The following is a 19,221-nucleotide window of genomic DNA, read 5'->3' as shown; positions in this document are numbered from 1 at the left end:
ACCTTGCAAAGCAAGATTCTTTTAGTGTCTGACTTAAATAATTGTTCTTCTGGGAACTTAATCTCGAATTAAGCTTCGATTTCTGTAACCATACCTGAACCAACAGTACGTCCACCCTCACGGATAGAGAATGTAGTACCTTGTTCTACGGCGATTGGGTGGATCAACTCAACGTCGATAGTCACGTTATCACCAGGCATTACCATTTCAGTACCTGCAGGAAGTTCGATTGAACCTGTAACGTCAGTAGTACGGAAGTAGAATTGTGGACGGTAGTTGTTGAAGAATGGAGTGTGACGTCCACCTTCTTCTTTAGTAAGGATGTAGACTTCACCTTTGAATTTAGTGTGTGGGTTGATTGAACCTGGTTTAGCGATAACTTGTCCACGTTCGATTTCGTCACGTTGAACACCACGAAGAAGGACACCTACGTTATCTCCAGCAAGACCTTCGTCAAGTTGTTTACGGAACATTTCAACACCAGTAACAACTGCTTTTTGAGTTTCTTCTTTGATACCAACGATTTCGATTTCGTCGTTGACACGAACAGTACCACGGTCGATACGTCCTGAAGCAACTGTACCACGTCCAGTGATTGAGAATACGTCTTCGACTGGAAGAAGCAATGGTTTTTCAGTATCACGTTCTGGTTCTGGGATGTACTCATCAACAGTGTTCATCAATTCCATGATGATGTCTTCGTATTTAGAGTCACCTTCAAGAGCTTTAAGAGCTGAACCTTGGATAACTGGAAGATCGTCACCTGGGAAGTCGTATTCTGACAAGAGGTCACGGATTTCCATTTCAACCAATTCAAGCAATTCTTCGTCGTCTACCAAGTCAATTTTGTTCATGAAGACGATAAGGTGTTTAACACCAACCTGACGTGAAAGAAGGATGTGCTCACGAGTTTGTGGCATTGGTCCGTCAGTTGAAGCTACTACAAGGATAGCTCCGTCCATTTGAGCGGCACCAGTGATCATGTTTTTAACGTAGTCCGCGTGTCCTGGAGCGTCGATGTGAGCGTAGTGACGTTTTTCAGTTTCGTACTCAACGTGCGCAGTGTTGATAGTGATACCGCGTTCGCGTTCTTCTGGAGCAGCATCGATAGACGCATAGTCTTTAGGTTGGTTAACTGCTGAAGGCAAGCGACGTGCCAATACAGTTGTGATAGCTGCAGTCAAAGTAGTTTTACCGTGGTCAACGTGTCCGATAGTACCAATGTTAACGTGTGGTTTACTACGATCGTATTTTTCTTTTGCCATTTGAGTAAAAGCCTCCAATAAAATATATTTTATAGATAGACAGTAGGCAATACAGTCTAACTTTCCTTACTATTTTATCAAATTTCTGCTAAATTGCAAGTGTTTTACACATATTTTGTGAATTAATCTAAATCTTATCAAATCCTGTTCTTCTGCTTCTTTATGGCAATATGAATTCAAACTTATTTTGTTTGGAAGATAGTATTTTCATCAAAAAAATCAGGTTTCCCTGATTTTAATTTGATTCTGTTTTTTCCAATTCCTTAGCTTCTTTATGAGCTTCTTTATGGTTTTCATATAATTTCGCTAGGAACTTAGTAATTTCTTTAAAAATAGAGTAAGTAGGTACTGCTACGACCATTCCTATGACACCATAGATATTACTTGACAGTAAGAGGAGCACCAAGATTGTAATCGGGTGTACTTTCATAACCCCTCCAACGATACGTGGATAGAGAACATTTCCGTCAATCTGCTGAATAATAAGCATATAAGCAACCGCAATCAACATACGATGAGGATCCGTGAACACATTGGCAATCACCATTGGAATTAAGCCAATACTTGGACCAACATAAGGAATCAAATTTGCGATTCCAGAGAAAATAGCAAAAACTAGGGCGTACTTTAATCCGATAACGCTATAGCCAATATAGGCTAAACATCCAATAATAACCGCATCAATCGCAATTCCACTGATATAGCGCGCTATGGTTGTATTGAGATTGGTTAAAAGGCTAGAAAGATTCAATTTGTCATGTTTTAAGACGGTACGTTCCAACATTGGTAGCAACTTATGACCATCCAACAAGAAATAAATCAAGAATACAGGGGTCATAATGAGAATAAGAACTGTACTAAACAAGGCTGAAAGAACGCTTCCTAAACTGTTGCTGACGCTATTCAGGATATTCTGGAGGATATCCACATAGGAGAGATTCAGTTGTTGAATTGTTTGTTGAATATCAATATTTTGGAAGACTGGATTCATGGACAAATCGATGATCAAATCTTGTAGTCTACTATAGATGTTTTGACTAGAAATAATCAAGCTGGTCAACTGATTAATCAAAATCGGCAAGAGATAAACGACCCCTACAACGATAGCACCAATCAAGGCACAAAGAGTGACCAAGACACCAATTAGACGATTGATCTTACATCTCTTTTCTAAGAAAGTAACGACTGGATTTGTAATGTAGTAGAAAAATCCACCAAGCAAAAATGGAATCATGATGGTATTCACAACCGTCACGAAGGGAGTAATGATGGCACCCATTTCTCTCCAAAGATAGAAAATCAGTGTTAATAATAAAATTTCAGCTGTCCAAAAAAATAATTTGTTTCTACGGAACATAGGTATCCTCCTTCTCTCTATTTTACCATATTTCTGAAAAAGATAAGATGGCTTTAGTAAAAAAGCGAGAATATTTTTTTTCTTTATGATAAAATAAAGCTAATATGAAAAAAATAATTTTATCTTTTATGACACTTTTTGTTTTTGGAACAGCTTCTACCGTTTCTGCTCAGGAGTTTGATGTTGCTGCTAAACATGCTATTGCTGTCGAGGCTACAACTGGAAAAATCCTCTATGAAAAAGATGCAAATCAACCTGTAGAAATTGCTTCTATTACAAAACTGGTTACAGTTTATTTGGTCTATGAAGCTCTGGAACAAGGAACTATCAGCCTATCTACACCTGTTGATATTTCGGACTATCCTTACAAACTTACAACTAATTCTGAGGCGAGTAACGTCCCTATGGAAGCTCGAAATTATACTGTTGAACAACTATTAGAGGCTACAATGGTATCCAGCGCGAACAGTGCTGCGATTGCACTAGCAGAAAAGATTGCTGGTTCTGAGAAAGACTTTGTAGACAAAATGAGGGCTAAACTTCTTGAATGGGGAATTCAAGATGCAACTATTGTAAACACAACTGGTTTAAATAATGAGACACTTGGCGATAATATCTATCCTGGTTCTAAAAAAGACGATGAAAACAAGTTGAGTGCCTACGATGTTGCAATCGTCGCTCGTAACCTCATCCGAGATTATCCTCAAGTTTTGGAAATCACCAAAAAGCCAACTTCTACCTTTGCAGGACTTGAAATCCACTCAACCAACTATATGTTGGAAGGAATGCCTGCCTATCGTGGTGGTATTGATGGACTAAAGACAGGTACTACTGATAAAGCTGGTGCTTCATTCGTGGGAACAACTGTTGAGAAAGGGATGCGTATTATTACAGTTGTTTTAAATGCAGATCAACAAGATACCAACCCTTATGCGCGTTTTACCGCAACTTCTGCACTTTTAGATTATATTTCTGCAAACTTTGCCTTAAAAACTGTCGTTCAGAAAGGTGAAGCATACAATGATAGTAAAGTAACAGTTCTGGATGGTAAAGAAGATAATGTGACAGCTGTCGCTAAGTCAGACATTTCCATCGTCCAACGCATCGGAAGCGGTACTACACCAGCTCTCCAATTCACACCGAAATCAACATCAGAAATGGCTCCATTAGAAGAAGGCAAGGTTGTTGGTACTCTAACCTATGATGATCAGGATTTGATTGGCCAGGGCTATCTCACTTCCGACAAACCATCTTTTGAAATGGTTTCTGAAAAGAAAGTAGAAAAAGCCTTCTTTTTGAAGGTTTGGTGGAATCAATTTATCCGCTTCATCAATGAAAAACTATAAAAAAAAATCGCGATTTTCTTCGCGATTTTTTCTTTATTTCATTTCTTTAAAAGCCGCTTCTGCATCAGCATTGCTAATAGCACCAAATTGGATTTTTCCGATTTTACCCTGACTGTCTATCAAGTATTCTGTTGGAATACTACGAATTTGGTAGGCTTGGAAGGTAGTTGCTTGCGTATCATATAGAACTGGAATATCCTTGTAGCCTTGTTCTTGGTACCATTTTGGAAAGTCTTGAACTGTTTTTTCACCTTGTAGACCAGGTGCAATGACACTCAAGATTTCAAAGTCTCGATCTTGTTTGGCAGCTAATTCCATCAGCTCAGGCATGCTTTTTTTACATGGTCCACACCAAGAAGCCCAGAATTTCAAATAGACCTTTTTCCCTTTATAGTCTGATAACTTGACTTCTTTGCCATCCATAGACTGCAAGGTAAAGTCTGGTGCATCTTTACCGACTGCGATTTGTTGTACAGCAGGTTGTTTGGGACTGCTTGTCTGTTTGGTTTCTTTTTCACCACAGGCAATCAACAAGAATAGAGACATGAGGCTCAATCCAGCAAAAATAATTTTTTTCATTTTTTCTCCTTTTATCCAATTATCCAAGAATTCCTGACAAGGCATTTAATTGCCCTAGCATTAATAATAATCCCATCAAAATAATCAAAGCTCCCCCGATTTTCTTTAGTAGGATCATATGGGGTTTTAATTTACTAAAATAGGGCATAATCCAGCCCGAAGCCAAGGCCAAAACAATGAAAGGAAGGGCCATTCCCAATGTGTATACTAATGTTAACACGGCTCCTTGCCAAGCACCATTGCCACCGGAAGCTGCTAGAGCCAAGACTGAACTTAAGACTGGTCCGATACAAGGGGTCCAACCAAAACTAAAGGTTATCCCAAGTAAAAAGGCTGACAGATAGTGATTAGACTTGGATTGTTTGAAGGTGACTGTCTTTTGAATCTCCAGTTTATTGAAATGCAAGATTTCCATCTGGTGAAGCCCTAAAAGAATAATGACTATTCCCATAGCATAACGAAACCAGTCTGCATAGAGCATGTGCCCTAGGAATCCAGCTCCAAATCCTAAAATAAAGAAAATAAGGGAGATTCCTGCAATAAAGCACAAGGTTCGAATTAAACCAGACCATGCAACGTCTCTTCCAAAAAAGCGAAAGCTTTTCGAATTTCCCTGATCATCCAGTAAAATACCAGCATAGACAGGTAGCAAAGGAAAGATGCAGGGTGAAAAGAAGGACAGGATACCAGCTAAAAAAACGGATACTAGAAATATAATCGACTCCAACGAATTACCTACTTTCTCAAAATTCTAATCCTATTTTACTACAAAAGAATAAATTTGTAAGAAGTCTGCTACGCTTATTTATTTTGATAAAATTTGACACAAAAAAAGGAGCTAAGCTCCTTTTTTTAATACGTTCCTTCTTCACCTTGACTAGTCAAGATAACTGGACCGTCTTTGGTAATCACGAACTGGTGTTCATATTGGCAAGACAGGCCGCCATCTATAGTCTTATGAGCCCAGCCAGTCTTCATATCTGTATCGATTTCCCAGTCACCAGTATTGATCATGGGTTCAATGGTTAGTACCATTCCTTCACGGAGGCGGAGTCCACGGCCTGCAATACCGTAGTTAGGAACCATTGGCTCCTCGTGCATAGTTGGACCAACACCATGACCAACCAAATCGCGAACGACACCGTAACCGCGACTTTCAGCGTATTCTTGAATGGCTGCACCGATATCACCGATACGATTGCCAACAACTGCTTGCTCAATCCCTTTATACATAGCTTCCTTGGTCACGTCCATCAGGTTTTTCACTTCTTCAGACGGTGTACCAACCGCATAAGCCCAACATGAGTCAGCTAAACCACCAGTATAACTTTGGGTGTATTTTTTCATTTGCTCAACATTGTTGAAATTGAGTTTAGAGACATTGAGGTCGGATTTGGCAATCGGACCACCCAGTACCATGTCAACCTTGAGCAAATCACCATCTTTCAAGATGTAATGACGTGGAAAAGCGTGAGCTACTTCGTCATTGAGAGAGCAACAAGTGGCATAGGGGTAATCCATAACAGCACCATCCACACCTATCTGTAAAGGAAGGAAATTTTCCTCTTTACAACGTCGACGAACGTACTCTTCAACTTCCCACATATCCATGCCTGGCTTAATCAAATCACGTAAGCCGATATGGATACTTGCTAGGAAATCACCAGCCTTGTCCATGGCTTCGATTTCACGTACTGATTTTAAAGTTATCATTTTTTCTCCTAGATTCTAATTAATTTTAACCGTAACATTTGCTTTTGAAACAATCTGATGACCATGATAAATATCATAATCAATAATAGCTGAACGTCTCGTGTGGTGAATAATCCGAGCCTGAATCCGCAGAGTATCATCTATCTGCACAGCCTGCAAGAAATAAATCAGCATCTGCTCTATGATAAGATTGCGCCCGCTATTGACAACAAGGTCTTGGGTCATGTGATTGAGGATTTCAGCCAAGACTCCATTAGCAAGGACACCATTTTTCTCCAGCATGAAGGGCTCAACAGTAATGACGACTTCATCATGATGATAAGAAAGCTTTTGCCCGATTTGCTCGGAGAAAGTCGGCAAAGCTGAAACTTGGGAACGGCTCATCTTTTCCATGACATCTCGTCGTGTTACGACACCGAGCAAGGTTTGGTTACTTCTGACAACGGGAACCATCTCAAAGTCTTCTGCAATCATTCGTTGACTGACATTGGCAATATTGGTCGCTAATCCTGTTACAAAGATACTTCGTGTCATCACCTTGTCAATCGTCGTGCTGGGGGATTTATCTCCTGCGTCACGCATAGTAACAACCCCAACAACCACTTGGTGTTGGTTAATGACTGGGAAACGACTACTTCTGTTCTTACGGACCAAGTCTAGATAGTCTTTGACTGTATCGGTTTCTCTCAAAAAACCATACTCATGACTGGGACGATAGAGCTTTTCAACTGTCAGAATATCGGTTTTAATTTGAACATTTGAGAGGGCTTTGTTAATCATGGTCGCTACTGTAAAAGTGTCATGTTTACTTCTTAGAACTGGAATCCCTTTTTTATTAGCCAACTCAAGGACATCGTCCTGGACATGAAAACCACCCGTTACAAGGACTGCATTTTCATTTTCCAAGGCTAAAAGTTGAATGCGAGTGCGGTCTCCTACGATCAAAAGACCACCATCATGGAGATAGGACAGGATATTTTGCTCTGTCATAGCCCCAATGGAGAATTTGCTAAACTCTCTCTCCAACCCTTCCTGACCAGCTAAAACTTCAGAGGAGGTGACTTCAGCAATTTCAGCATAGGTTAGCCGCTCAATAGCCACTTTCTGGGACTTGACTCGTATGGTTCCACTACGTGGCCGAGTTTCAACGATGCCACGATTTTCAGCTTCTTTGATAGCTCGATAGGCTGTTCCGTCACTAACACCTAGGTGATTGGAAATACTGCGAACACTAACTCTCTTCCCAATTGGCAACTCTTCCAGATAGGACAAAATTTCCTGGTGTTTACTCATTGAATTCTCCTTTTATGTATCGAAATTCAAGATAGTCCCTCATTTTTCGTGTATAGCGATCGCTCCCCTTAAACTGTCGTACGAGGCTAAAGCCCGATTTTAAGGCTACTTTTTGACTAGCTTGATTCTCCAAATGAGTGATGATGGATAATTGTTTTAAACCAAATTCTTCAAAGGAAAGCTGGCATAGCTTGGTAACCACTTCTGTCATAAAACCTTGTGACCAAGAATCTTTTTTTAAGAAGTAACCAATTTCTGCTTCTTTTTTGATTTCATCGATTTTTTCAAATTTAATGGAGCCAATCATTTCCTGATTCCCTTGGAGACAAATTGCCCAAACCCCTAGAGGATTCTTCATAAAATAGTTAGCAAGTGCGTACTGACTTTCTTCCAAACTTGCTTGACTGGGAAAAATAAACTGCAAATTCTCAGGGTTTGAAGCAATCTCGAAAAACGCTTGACTGTCACTAAAAAAGAAAGGACGCAAATACAAGCGCTCCGTTTCAAAAAAAGAAAACATTGCTAATTTGGTCCAAATATTCATAATCACCTCAACGGCTTAGTCTTCAACGAGTATAATATCTGCTCCAAGACTACGCAATTTTTCAATAATATCTGAGTAGCCACGAAGGATAAACTCAATATTCGTAATTTCAGTCTGGCCCTGAGCCATCAAACCAGCAATGACAAGTGCAGCACCAGCTCGCAAGTCTGTAGCTTTTACACTTGCCCCGTGTAACTTACGACCACCGTTGTAAATAATGTGATCGTTTGTAGTCGTAATATCCGCATCCATTTTTGCTAACTCAAAGACATGATTGACACGTTTCTCATAAATCGTATCAATGATGGTTCCACGACCTTGGGCAGTTAGTAAAAGTGGCGTGATAGGCTGTTGCAAATCGGTTGCAAACCCTGGATAGGGAGCTGTTTTGATATTAATGGCCTTCAAACCAGACTGTTCTTCAACGAAGATACTGTCTTCTGAGACCGTCATACGAACGCCCATTTCCTCTAGTTTGGCGATAAACCCTTCTAAGTGTTCATAGAGAACGTTGTTAATGCGAATTCCTTTTCCTACCGCTGCAGCAAGTGAAATATAGGTTCCAGCTTCGATACGGTCTGGAATAACCTGGTGACGCGTTCCATGAAGTTTCTCGACACCATCAATAATGATAATATCAGTCCCAGCACCACGAATATGGGCCCCCATGTTGTTCAAAAGGGTAGCAACATCGATAATTTCCGGTTCACGAGCCGCATTTTCAATGACAGTGCGTCCCTTAGCTTTAACCGCAGCAATCATGGTGTTAATCGTTGCACCAACGCTGACGGTATCCATGTAAATACTTGCGCCATGAAGCCCCTTGCCTTGGGCAGATAAATTCATATTATCTCCCTCATAGCTGACCTTAGCACCCATGGCTTCAAAGGCTTTTAAGTGAAGGTCAATCGGACGAGGCCCCAGATCACATCCACCAGGAAGTCCAACTGTAGCTTCACCAAAGCGACCTAAAAGACTTCCGTAGAAATAATAAGAAGCACGCAAGCTATTAATCTTGCCATAAGGCATAGGAATGTTTTGAACACCTCTTGGATCAATCTCCAAGACATCCTCATAACGCTTAACAGTCGCCCCCATAATCTCCATGATTTCGACAAGACTAGCAACGTCTGAAATATCTGGAACACAATCTAAAGTGACAATATCATCTGATAAGATAATAGCTGGAATAAGCGCTACAACACTATTTTTAGCACCACTAATGGTGATCTCACCTTGCAATGGACGTCCACCATTGATGACAATTTTTCTCATGTTTTACTCTTTCAAAATTTACTAAAAAGGTCTTTTCATTCTATTATACCATAATTTTCAGTTTTTTCCCATTCCTATTTACTAAATACCATCTCATTTTGATAAAAAAAGACCTATCACTCAAGCTTTTCAGCCTGAAATGATAGGTTTTTGTGTTAGATTAACGTACTGTACGGATACGCATTGTGTTTGTACGAACAGCTTCTCCAAGTGGCACACCTGCAACGATAACAATATCGTCACCAGATTCTACAAGGCCTGCCTCAACTGCTTTACGTTCAGCGATTTCGAACATATCATCAGTTGATGATGGAGCTTCAGTCAACATTGGGATAACACCCCAGTTCAACATCAATCCACGCTCTGTCAATTCGTCGAATGTCAATGCCAAGATATCAGCATTTGGACGGTATTTAGAAATCAAACGAGCTGTGTGACCAGTCTTAGTAAGAGTAACAACCAATTTGATGTTCATTGAGTTAGTAGCATCTTTAACAGCTGAAGCCATAACTTCTGTCTTAGAGTTACGTTCGAATGTATCTGAGTTCAAACGTCCGTATTCGTTAAGAAGAGTTTGTGCGTTCTTGTCAATTGTAGCCATTGTTGTTACTGACTCAAGTGGGTATTTACCGTTTGCAGACTCACCTGAAAGCATTGTAGCGTCAGTTCCGTCGATAACAGCGTTAAATACGTCTGATACTTCTGAACGAGTTGCACGTGGTTTTTCAGTCATTGTTTCAAGCATGTTTGTTGCTGTGATAACAACTTTACCTGCCGCGTTCACTTTAGTGATGATCATTTTTTGGTAAACTGGAACCATTTCGAATGGTACTTCGATACCCATGTCACCACGAGCGATCATGATACCGTCAGCAGCTTCAATGATTTCATCCAAGTTATCGATACCTTGTTGGTTTTCGATTTTCGCAAACAATTGAACGTGACCATTACCAGTTTCTTCACAGATTGCACGAACTTCGTCGACGTCTTTTGCAGTACGTACGAATGAAATCGCGATGAAGTTGATACCTTGTTCCAAACCGAAACGGATATCATCGTTATCACGTTCAGCAAGAGCTGGGAAAGGAATTTTAGTGTTAGGGATGTTTACACCTTTCTGCTTAGCAATGATACCGTCATTTTCAACGACTACTTCAAATTCACGAGTTGCATCGTCTTTTGCGAAAACACGAAGACCCAATTTACCATCGTCAACTAAAACTTGGTGACCAACTTCAACATCATCGTAGATATCAAGGGCACCAGCAACGTTCAAAGCAATCACATCACGAGTTGATTTGATTCCTTGTTTAGTTGCAACACGGATTTTTTCACCAGTTTTGTAAGAGTACTCTTTTGCGTCACCTTCAAACAATTCTGTACGGATTTCAGGTCCTTTAGTATCAAGAAGGAAACCAACTTTTTTACCTGCAAGTTTTTCAGCAAGTTTAACAGTTGCCATACGCTCACCTTGTTCTTGGTGGTCACCGTGTGAGAAGTTGAAACGGAAAGTGTTTGCTCCTGCTTCAATCAATTTAGCAATATTTTGAGCTGAAGCTTCAACGTCAAGTTTTTCACCCCAGTATCCGTCTTCACCGAATTTTTTACCACCACGGATTTCAACCGCAGGACCTAAAGTTGCAACGATTTTTACACGTTTGTTCATGATTTTTGTGACTCCTTTATATAATTCGACCTTTTATGGTCATGTTACCAAATTAATGAAAGTTGATTAGGACAAGCTCTTGTTCAAATCAGAAAGTTCAAGATCAGCTTTATGAGGGTTGTTAACAACGATCATACCATCAGCTGTTAAGCTAAACAAAGCTCCTTCTTCTGCTGTTCCAAGAATTGGATTCTCAACCATTTTCTCGTTACGGATACCAACAGCGACACCACCGATTCCTTGTTTAAGAAGTTTAACAGCGTGTGCACCCATGCGTGATGCCAATACACGGTCACGAGCGGTTGGTGAACCACCACGTTGGATGTGTCCAAGTTCAGTTACACGAAGGTCACTAGTGTCTCCAGCTTCCTTGAGTTTCTTACCAAACTCATTCGCAGACATAACTCCCTCAGCCAAAACGATGATGTTGTGTTTCTTACCACATTCATAACCAGCTTTGATGCTTGCAACGATATCTTCCATCTTGAAGTCTTCTTCAGGGATGATGATTTCGTCAGCACCAGTTGCGATACCTGCCCAAAGAGCGATATCGCCAGCGTTACGTCCCATTACTTCAACAACGAAAGTACGACGGTGACTTGATGATGTATCACGAATCTTATCAATCGCATCCATAGCTGTCGTAACTGCAGTATCAAATCCAATTGTAAAGTCAGTACCTACGATATCGTTATCAATAGTTCCTGGAAGTCCGATAGCTGGGAATCCATGCTCAGTCAAGCGCATAGCTCCGTGATAAGAACCGTCTCCACCGATAACTACGACTCCTTCGATACCGTGTTTTTTCAATTGCTCAATCCCTTTAAGTTGACCTTCAAGTTGTGCAAACTCAGGGTAACGAGCAGAGTGAAGGAAAGTACCACCACGAGAAATGATGTCTCCTACTGAAGCAGCATCAAGTGGATAAATTTCACCGGCAACCATACCAGCGTATCCATCATAGATACCAAAAACTTCCATTCCTTCTGAGATTGCTTGGCGAACTACTGCACGGATGGCAGCATTCATACCAGGGGCGTCTCCACCACTGGTCAAAACAGCAATACGTTTCATTTGGTTATGCTCCTTTTTCTTTTAACATTCTTACTGATTATACCACATTTAAATCGAAAATTCTTCTATTTTCCGTATTTTTAGCGATAAATCGTTTTCATAGCAATTCCCTCTAACTTTTCCTCTAGAGCAGAATCTTTTCTTACAAAATGTTGTGTAGAAACAACCGTTTTTCCTTCCTCTTCATACCTGATAATGACAGGAATTGGGCCTTTGTATTGTTCTAGGATATTTGAAATCTCTTTATCGTATTCATGATTTTTAACTTGAATCCAGAATCGTTCCGCCACTGCTTCTTTCAAATCTTGTGCAATCATTTGCAGACGACCATCTCGAGATTGAATTTTGCCATTGATGTAGTAAAATTTCCCTTCGGATAAATTGGAAGCAAATTTTCTATATTGGTCTGAAAATACAGTTACATCCATCCGAGACTTACTATCATGAACCTGTAGAAAAGCCATACTCTCGCCTTTCTTGGTTCGAATCACTTTAATCTTTTGCACTTCAACTAAGAGAGTGGCTTGAGTTCCCTCGGTTAGATTAGCGATTGGCGTCGTCGGATATAGGGCTTGTTTGGCAAGAGTTTGGAGAGGATGGGCACTGATACCTACCCCGACTAGTTCCTGCTCCTTGTAAAATTTCTCTGCTTCCGTAAAATCATCCGCCTCAGTCCAGCTATAGCTTGCATCTGCAAAGAGACCACCCAACTCCTCAACAAAAACAAATAAGTTTGGTAGGTTTACTAAGATTTTCTGGCGATTCTTGTCAAATTCATCAAAAAGCCCTAGTTCAACCAAAGGCGTCAAAAGCGACAGTTTCTTGTAATTCTTGGGAAGACGTGTGACAAAATCTTCAATGCTTGAGAAAGGACGATTTTCAATAATCCAGTAAGACAAATCTCTTGGCATTCCCTTAATGGCTTTTAGACCAAGATAGATTTTCTTCTGAGAAATTTTATCATGATAGGGAATGCTGTTGATTCCTAAAGGAGCCACTTCAAAGCCCATCTGCAATGCATCTACAATGTAATCGCTACTGGAATAATTCAACATAACTTGAAAGAAAATAGCAGGATAGTGTGTCTTGAAATAAGCTAGTTGGAAAGCCAGGGCTGAGTAGGCATAAGCGTGGGATCGGTTAAATCCATAGCCGGCAAACTTTTCCATCACTGCAAAAACTTGATTAGCCTTTTCTTCTGTATGCCCCAATTTCATAGCTCCTGTGATAAAATCTTCCTTCATCAAATGCATCTCTTTAGCATTTTTCTTACCCATGGCTCGTCTGAGAATGTCGGCTTTACCAAGACTGAATCCTCCGAAACGCTGAGCAACCTGCATGACCTGCTCTTGATAGAGCATAATACCATAGGTTGATGACAGAATGTCCTCCAAGGCAGGGTCTAACACCGTCACCTTTTCTTTCCCGTGCTTACGAGCGACAAAGTTATCAATATAATCACTAGCACCTGGTCTGTTGAGGGATGTCGTTGCTACTACCTCTTCAAAGACTTGCGGCTGAACTCGTTTCAAGAGTCGAATGGCGCCAGGTTGTTCAAATTGGAAAATCCCCTTGGTATTTCCAGCAGCAAAGAGAGCCAGAGTTTCTTTGTCTTCCAAGTCAATCTCTTCGATTTTCAGATTAATACCTTCTGACTCAGCCAGTAATTCCTGCATTTTTTGGACAAAAGTTAGGTTACGTAGACCTAGGAAATCCATTTTTAAAAGGCCATTAGCTTCGACACCATGAGCATCATACTGGGTAATCAGCATATCCTCACCATATTTTAGAGGAATATAGTCCGTCAAGTCTTGGTCACTCATAACGACTCCGGCCGCATGGATAGAGGTCTGACGAGGATACCCTTCAATCTTTCGAGCAATCTCAAAAGCTTTTTGGTATTCAATCTTGCTATTGATGACCTGTTTAAATTGCAAATTCTTTTCATAGGCCGTCGTTAGCGTATCTCGGAAACTGATTTTTTTCGTAATATTTGTTAATTCGTACTCTGGAACGCCATAGCGTTTGAAAACATCACGAATTGCCTGTTTTGCTCCAAAGGTCGAATAAGTGACAATCTGTGCCACATGTTGACTGCCATAGCGATCACGAACATAGCGAATGAACTCCGGCCTATAGAGGTCAGGAATGTCGATATCGATATCAGGCATGGTATAGCGCTCACGATTTAAAAAGCGCTCAAAAATCAAGTTCTTCTCAACGGGGTCAATTCCTGTAATATCCAGTGAGTAAGCCACCAGACTACCAACCGCAGAACCACGCCCCATTCCCATATAATATCCTTGGGAACGTCCAAAACGGAGCAAATCCCAAACTACAAGAAAATAGTCGTCAAATCCCATATCATGAATCACAGCTAATTCCTTATTCAGTCGCTCATGATAGATAGCTGAGGTTAGCCCCTTGTCAATCAAGCCTTTCTCAGCCCTCTCTCGAAGCTCTTCCACCGCTGGTCTTTCAGGATTAAAGCGAGGGAGTTTTAAACTTGGGTCGATTTGATAGCTTACCTTCTCTATCAGACCTTGGAGATTAGCAAGGGCCTGAGGGAAGCGATTTTTAAATCGAGCTTCCAAGTCTGAGGCAGGTAGAAAGATTCCCTGTTGTGAATGTAGATCCACTTCTCTCAGACTGACATTGTCCTTGATTGCTGACAAGATTTGTAAAACCTGTAGGTCTTCTTTTTCAAAAGAGTTGACTTGATAGACTGGAAGAATGGGCCTAGTAAAGACTTCTTGAGGAGTATCTGGACTGACACCGATAAAATAATCGTGCCCCAAATCCAACTGTTCGACCCCATTAAAATAGGGAACAATAATGGCCACATCTTCGAGGTGGGAGGTGAAGTCAGACCAATTTTTCCGTCCAGTCATTTTTAAAGTGGATAACTTCATCAACTCTTGATAACCTTTAGTGGATCGGGCTAGAAAACGTAGAGAGAGATTCTCCTCATCTTTGACCAAGGTCATTTCTAAACCAATTAAAGGCTGAATGCCATGCTTACGAGTTGCTTCTAGAAAATGATAGGCTCCATGGAGATTATCCACATCCATGATAGCAAGGTGAGAATAGCCGTATTCTTTAGCCATTTGTACATATTTTTCAATCGAAACCACACTTTCCATAAAACTATAAACAGTCTTGGTGTCGAGCTGTGCAATCATTTCTTCTCCTCCTTGCTTTCGTTTTACTACTATTATACCATTTTAAGTTCCATAATGAACTGGCTCAGACTCTTTCTTTCAAAACCTCTTTTGATTTTTTTCAACTGTTAGTCCTTTATATTTCTCGAAAAAGAAAATCAAGAGCAATAAAATGTCTATATCTTATAATAGTTTTAATAGTAATTTTAGACATTTTTATACTGAGTGACGAATATTAAAGTAATATTCTATATGCAAATTTACATATAAATATCTCTAAAGTGGCTTTTAATTACAGGATTTATTCAATATTTTATAATAACTTGCTTAAAGCCCATTCCTGTTTTTAAAATTTATTTCATTTGAGTTTATTTATTCCATTTTTCCTCTTTTTTTGATATAATAAATTTATCACTTTAAAGGAGAACGCCATGCGTTTTAATCAATTCAGCTATCAACCAACCACTAGTTCTCAACGATTTGAAGAATTAGAAGGTATTGGTCTAAAGCTGTCACCCCAACTGTCCTTAAAAAGACAGTTTGAAGACTTTATTCGTTGGAGTTTTTTCACTTATTCTAACACGGATTATGCCTTGTCGACTTTGGCTGCGGATAAAGAAACAGATTTAGTAACTTTTTTCCAGTCAGACCGTGAGTTAACTGCAGAGATTTTCTACACAGTAGCTTTTCAACTTTTAGGATTTAGCTATCTTGTTGACTTTGAGGATGCCGAACAGTTCCGTAAAGAAACTGGTTTTCCTATTGTTTATGGAGATCTCATTGAAAATCTTTATCAGTTACTCAATACGCGAACGAAAAAAGGAAACACGCTCATCGATCAGCTTGTTAGTGATGGACTCATTGCAGAAGATAATCACTACCACTACTTTAATGGCAAGAGCTTGGCAACCTTCTCTACTCACAATGTCATTCGTGAAGTCGTGTATGTCGAGAGCCGTGTGGATACTGATAAAGACGGACTCCCTGACTTAGTCAAGGTTAGTATTATTCGTCCTCGCTATGATGGACAGATTCCAGCGGTTATGACTGCCAGTCCTTATCACCAAGGAACCAACGACAAAGCCAGCGACAAAGCTCTCTACAAGATGGAAGGAGAGCTTGAGGTCAAGCCTCCCCACATTATTGAACTTGAGAAGCCTGAGATTGATTTTGTCGAACCTCTTGGCAAAGCCGAACTTGTTTCTGAAGCTGAAGAAAAGCTAACTCACATCAATAGCTCATATACTCTAAATGACTACTTCCTCCCACGAGGATTTGCCAATCTCTATGTATCGGGTGTTGGAACCAAAGATTCCCAAGGTTTGATGACCAATGGTGACTACCAGCAAATTGAGGCCTATAAAAATGTCATTGATTGGCTCAATGGTCGTTGTCGTGCTTTCACGGACCACACGCGCAAGCGCCAAGTCAAGGCTGACTGGTCAAACGGCAAAGTTGCAACAACAGGAATTTCCTATCTAGGTACCATGTCCAATGGTCTCGCCACCACTGGTGTTGATGGCTTAGAAGTGATCATCGCAGAAGCAGGTATTTCCTCTTGGTACAACTACTATCGGGAAAATGGTCTAGTGACCAGCCCAGGGGGCTATCCAGGTGAGGATTTTGACTCACTTGCTGAACTGACCTACTCCCGCAACCTCCAAGCTGGTGACTATATTCGTGGTAATGGAGCTCATCAAGCAGACTTAGAAAAGGTTAAAGAGAAACTCGATCGCAAGACTGGTGACTACAATCAGTTTTGGCATGACCGCAACTATCTGCTCAATGCTCACAAGGTTCAAGCTGAGGTCGTCTTTACGCATGGTTCCCAGGATTGGAACGTCAAACCTCTTCATGTTTACCAAATGTTTCATGCCCTTCCTAGCCATATCAATAAGCACCTTTTTTTCCATCACGGTGCCCATGTTTATATGAATAACTGGCAGTCGATCGACTTCCGCGAGTCCATGAATGCCTTGTTAAGTAAGAAATTGTTAGGAATTGACTCAGGCTATCAACTTCCGACTGTCATCTGGCAGGACAATATCGCACCGCAAAGATGGAAAGGTCTTGATAGCTTTGGCAAACAGGATGAACTGCATACCTTCTCTCTTGAAACTGAAGAAAAAGTGATTCAAAACCAGTATGATCAAAAAGATTTTGATCGTTATGGTAAGACTTACCAGACTTTCAACACCGAACTTTTCCAAGGAAAAGCTAATCAGATTACCATTGACCTTCCAGTAAGTCAAGACATTCACTTAAATGGGCGAGTGGAGCTGAAACTTCGTGTCAAATCGAGTACGAACAAGGGCTTATTATCAGCCCAACTGTTAGAACTTGGACAAAAGAAATATCTTCAGCCTTATCCAGCTGTTTTAAGTGCTAGAACCATTGATAATGGTCGTTACCACATGTTAGAAAATCTCTGTGAACTGCCATTCAACCCAAGTGCCCAACGTGTCATCACCAAAGGCTACCTTAATCTTCAAAATCGAACCAATCTCTTGACGATTGAAGAAATCCAACCAAATGAATGGATGGACTTCAAGCTAGAGCTTCAACCAACTATCTACAAACTTAAAGAAGGAGATACTCTCCGTTTGGTTCTCTACACCACAGACTTTGAGATTACAATTCGAGATAATACAGACTATCACTTGACTGTTGATTTAGCACAGTCTAGTCTTATCCTACCTTGTCAAAAGGTATAATGTACCAGACTTTCAATATGGAAGGATTCAAAGGAAAAGTCAATGAATTTGACCATTGAACTTCCTATAACCAAGGCTTTCCACTTGAACAGTCGAATCAAACATAAACTTCGTATCAAATCCAGTTCATCTGAAAGCATTTTAGAAGCCCCTAGATAGAACTTGGACAAAAGATACTCCCTCTAACCAACATGTGTAACCATTTATCATACACGCTACCAGACCACATGTTGGAAATCTCTGTGAATTACATTTAGAGTAAATTCACAACAAGCCGTGACAAAAAGCTACCCAAATTGAATGATTCACTGTCATTAAAGAACATCAATGTAGATGAACGGATTGTTACCCAGTTTATCTGCACGCAACTAGTGACAAGTTAAAAGAAGGAGAATCTCTCCATCTAGTTCTTTATCCTACTGACTGTGAAATCATCATACGTGACAATACCGCCTACCACCCGACTGACGTTATCGTTCAGTCCACGCTACTGTACCTTGTAAAAGGAGTACTTACTTTATGAACAAATCAGAACACAGACACCAACTTATCCGCGCCCTCGTTTCAAAAAACAAAATCCATACTCAAGCTGAATTACAAGCCTTGTTAGCGGAAAATGATATCAAAGTTACTCAGGCTACCTTATCACGCGATATCAAAACCATGAACCTTTCAAAAGTACGAGAAGAAGACAATTCTTACTACGTGTTAAATACAGGCTCTATCTCCAAGTGGGAAAAACGTCTCGAAAATTATATGGAAGATGCTCTTGTTATGTTGCGTCCTGTCCAACACCAAGTTATTTTGAAAACCTTACCCGGTTTAGCCCAATCATTTGGATCTGTAATTGATTCCTTGGCCTTTCCAGATATCGTTGCAACCCTTTGTGGAGACGATGTCTGCATGATTATATGTGAAGATGCTACAAAAGCGCAAGCATGCTTTGAAAGTCTTAAAAAATATGCACCACCATTTTTCTTTAGTGAATCATAACCACCCGTCTAACGGGTGGTTTGCACCAGGGCTATAAGCCCAAATCACCAGCCAGCGCCTAAAGGCGCTGGCTTTCACGTTGTTCAAGCCTCATTGCTCTTGACTCGTCACTTGCCTCTTAAAGAGGCTTTAGTATTACTTACCACTATCCCTAAAGGGATCCTCATATTCTTTTACACTTAATTTATCTAGTGCTATATCATGCTTTTCCTGTTCTTGAATATATTTCTTAATTGTGGCT

At 40.4% G+C, this 19,221-nt stretch carries 14 protein-coding genes and 1 pseudogene; 3 read left to right on the top strand and 12 right to left on the bottom strand.

Features of this window, described 5'->3' with window-relative positions:
• Positions 1–68 precede the first annotated feature (68 nt).
• Positions 69–1,265 carry an elongation factor Tu gene (tuf, locus tag D8844_RS02205; RefSeq protein ID WP_001040720.1) on the bottom strand — a complete coding sequence of 399 codons (1,197 nt, stop codon included), beginning with the start codon at positions 1,263–1,265 and terminating at the stop codon, positions 69–71.
• A 235-nt stretch (positions 1,266–1,500) separates the two neighbouring features.
• On the bottom strand, positions 1,501–2,622 hold the full coding sequence (locus tag D8844_RS02200) for an AI-2E family transporter (RefSeq protein WP_000489829.1): 1,122 nt from the start codon (positions 2,620–2,622) through the stop codon (positions 1,501–1,503).
• Between the two features lie 104 nt (positions 2,623–2,726).
• On the opposite strand from D8844_RS02200, the gene pbp3 reads away from it, so the two are divergent.
• Positions 2,727–3,968 (top strand): D-alanyl-D-alanine carboxypeptidase PBP3, encoded by a 1,242-nt coding sequence (pbp3, locus tag D8844_RS02195; RefSeq protein ID WP_049477499.1) that lies wholly within the window; start codon positions 2,727–2,729, stop codon positions 3,966–3,968.
• A 33-nt stretch (positions 3,969–4,001) separates the two neighbouring features.
• Here pbp3 and sdbB read toward each other — a convergent pair whose 3' ends face one another.
• The 9 genes from sdbB to D8844_RS02150 all read right to left on the bottom strand — a co-directional run bounded on the left by sdbB (position 4,002) and on the right by D8844_RS02150 (position 15,294).
• Positions 4,002–4,547, bottom strand: a complete 546-nt coding sequence (sdbB, locus tag D8844_RS02190; RefSeq protein WP_049505738.1) for a thiol-disulfide oxidoreductase-associated lipoprotein SdbB — start codon at positions 4,545–4,547, stop codon at positions 4,002–4,004.
• Between the two features lie 19 nt (positions 4,548–4,566).
• The gene (ccdA2, locus tag D8844_RS02185; RefSeq protein WP_000443810.1) at positions 4,567–5,274 is read right to left on the bottom strand and encodes a thiol-disulfide oxidoreductase-associated membrane protein CcdA2; all 708 of its coding nucleotides are present in this window, start codon (positions 5,272–5,274) and stop codon (positions 4,567–4,569) included.
• Positions 5,275–5,399: 125 nt separating this feature from the next.
• Positions 5,400–6,260, bottom strand: coding sequence for a methionyl aminopeptidase (locus tag D8844_RS02180; protein ID WP_125421580.1), 861 nt, complete (start codon positions 6,258–6,260; stop codon positions 5,400–5,402).
• Between the two features lie 15 nt (positions 6,261–6,275).
• Entirely contained in the window at positions 6,276–7,553 is a 1,278-nt protein-coding gene (spxR, locus tag D8844_RS02175) for a CBS-HotDog domain-containing transcription factor SpxR (protein ID WP_000033809.1), read from the bottom strand.
• The gene (locus D8844_RS02170) at positions 7,546–8,097 is read right to left on the bottom strand and encodes a GNAT family N-acetyltransferase (protein WP_001028745.1); all 552 of its coding nucleotides are present in this window, start codon (positions 8,095–8,097) and stop codon (positions 7,546–7,548) included. Before D8844_RS02170 ends, spxR begins: the two co-directional genes overlap by 8 nt.
• A 15-nt stretch (positions 8,098–8,112) precedes the next feature.
• Complete coding sequence (gene murA / locus D8844_RS02165) at positions 8,113–9,372, bottom strand: UDP-N-acetylglucosamine 1-carboxyvinyltransferase (RefSeq protein WP_125421577.1); 1,260 nt, start codon at positions 9,370–9,372, stop codon at positions 8,113–8,115.
• Positions 9,373–9,532: 160 nt separating this feature from the next.
• Positions 9,533–11,038 carry a pyruvate kinase gene (gene pyk, locus D8844_RS02160; protein WP_042902347.1) on the bottom strand — a complete coding sequence of 502 codons (1,506 nt, stop codon included), beginning with the start codon at positions 11,036–11,038 and terminating at the stop codon, positions 9,533–9,535.
• Between the two features lie 66 nt (positions 11,039–11,104).
• The gene (pfkA, locus tag D8844_RS02155) at positions 11,105–12,112 is read right to left on the bottom strand and encodes a 6-phosphofructokinase (RefSeq protein WP_049479007.1); all 1,008 of its coding nucleotides are present in this window, start codon (positions 12,110–12,112) and stop codon (positions 11,105–11,107) included.
• 80 nt (positions 12,113–12,192) lie between these two features.
• Complete coding sequence (locus D8844_RS02150) at positions 12,193–15,294, bottom strand: DNA polymerase III subunit alpha (RefSeq protein ID WP_125421574.1); 3,102 nt, start codon at positions 15,292–15,294, stop codon at positions 12,193–12,195.
• A 410-nt stretch (positions 15,295–15,704) separates the two neighbouring features.
• Here D8844_RS02150 and D8844_RS02145 point away from each other — a divergent pair, with 410 nt between their 5' ends.
• Both D8844_RS02145 and D8844_RS02140 read left to right on the top strand, forming a co-directional pair.
• Positions 15,705–17,987 carry a Xaa-Pro dipeptidyl-peptidase gene (locus D8844_RS02145; RefSeq protein WP_125421571.1) on the top strand — a complete coding sequence of 761 codons (2,283 nt, stop codon included), beginning with the start codon at positions 15,705–15,707 and terminating at the stop codon, positions 17,985–17,987.
• Positions 17,988–18,506: 519 nt separating this feature from the next.
• Positions 18,507–18,980, top strand: a complete 474-nt coding sequence (locus D8844_RS02140; RefSeq protein ID WP_125421568.1) for an arginine repressor — start codon at positions 18,507–18,509, stop codon at positions 18,978–18,980.
• A 135-nt stretch (positions 18,981–19,115) separates the two neighbouring features.
• On the opposite strand, the pseudogene D8844_RS02135 reads toward D8844_RS02140, so the two are convergent.
• A pseudogene (locus tag D8844_RS02135) lies at positions 19,116–19,221 on the bottom strand (IS200/IS605 family transposase); the annotation flags it as partial.

Origin of the sequence: Streptococcus oralis, assembly GCF_003942875.1 — a bacterium.
Taxonomy (GTDB): domain Bacteria; phylum Bacillota; class Bacilli; order Lactobacillales; family Streptococcaceae; genus Streptococcus; species Streptococcus oralis_BX.
This window is presented reverse-complemented; position numbering and strand designations above follow the sequence as displayed.

What these genes read in the sequence shown, in the direction of transcription:
- pyk (WP_042902347.1), bottom strand. Translation starts at nt 11,038, where the DNA reads ATGAACAAACGTGTAAAAATCGTTGCAACTTTAGGTCCTGCGGTTGAA.
- D8844_RS02150 (WP_125421574.1), bottom strand. Translation starts at nt 15,294, where the DNA reads ATGATTGCACAGCTCGACACCAAGACTGTTTATAGTTTTATGGAAAGT.
- D8844_RS02140 (WP_125421568.1), top strand. Translation starts at nt 18,507, where the DNA reads ATGAACAAATCAGAACACAGACACCAACTTATCCGCGCCCTCGTTTCA.
- D8844_RS02145 (WP_125421571.1), top strand. Translation starts at nt 15,705, where the DNA reads ATGCGTTTTAATCAATTCAGCTATCAACCAACCACTAGTTCTCAACGA.
- sdbB (WP_049505738.1), bottom strand. Translation starts at nt 4,547, where the DNA reads ATGAAAAAAATTATTTTTGCTGGATTGAGCCTCATGTCTCTATTCTTG.
- tuf (WP_001040720.1), bottom strand. Translation starts at nt 1,265, where the DNA reads ATGGCAAAAGAAAAATACGATCGTAGTAAACCACACGTTAACATTGGT.
- murA (WP_125421577.1), bottom strand. Translation starts at nt 9,372, where the DNA reads ATGAGAAAAATTGTCATCAATGGTGGACGTCCATTGCAAGGTGAGATC.
- pfkA (WP_049479007.1), bottom strand. Translation starts at nt 12,112, where the DNA reads ATGAAACGTATTGCTGTTTTGACCAGTGGTGGAGACGCCCCTGGTATG.
- D8844_RS02170 (WP_001028745.1), bottom strand. Translation starts at nt 8,097, where the DNA reads ATGAATATTTGGACCAAATTAGCAATGTTTTCTTTTTTTGAAACGGAG.
- D8844_RS02180 (WP_125421580.1), bottom strand. Translation starts at nt 6,260, where the DNA reads ATGATAACTTTAAAATCAGTACGTGAAATCGAAGCCATGGACAAGGCT.
- pbp3 (WP_049477499.1), top strand. Translation starts at nt 2,727, where the DNA reads ATGAAAAAAATAATTTTATCTTTTATGACACTTTTTGTTTTTGGAACA.
- D8844_RS02200 (WP_000489829.1), bottom strand. Translation starts at nt 2,622, where the DNA reads ATGTTCCGTAGAAACAAATTATTTTTTTGGACAGCTGAAATTTTATTA.
- spxR (WP_000033809.1), bottom strand. Translation starts at nt 7,553, where the DNA reads ATGAGTAAACACCAGGAAATTTTGTCCTATCTGGAAGAGTTGCCAATT.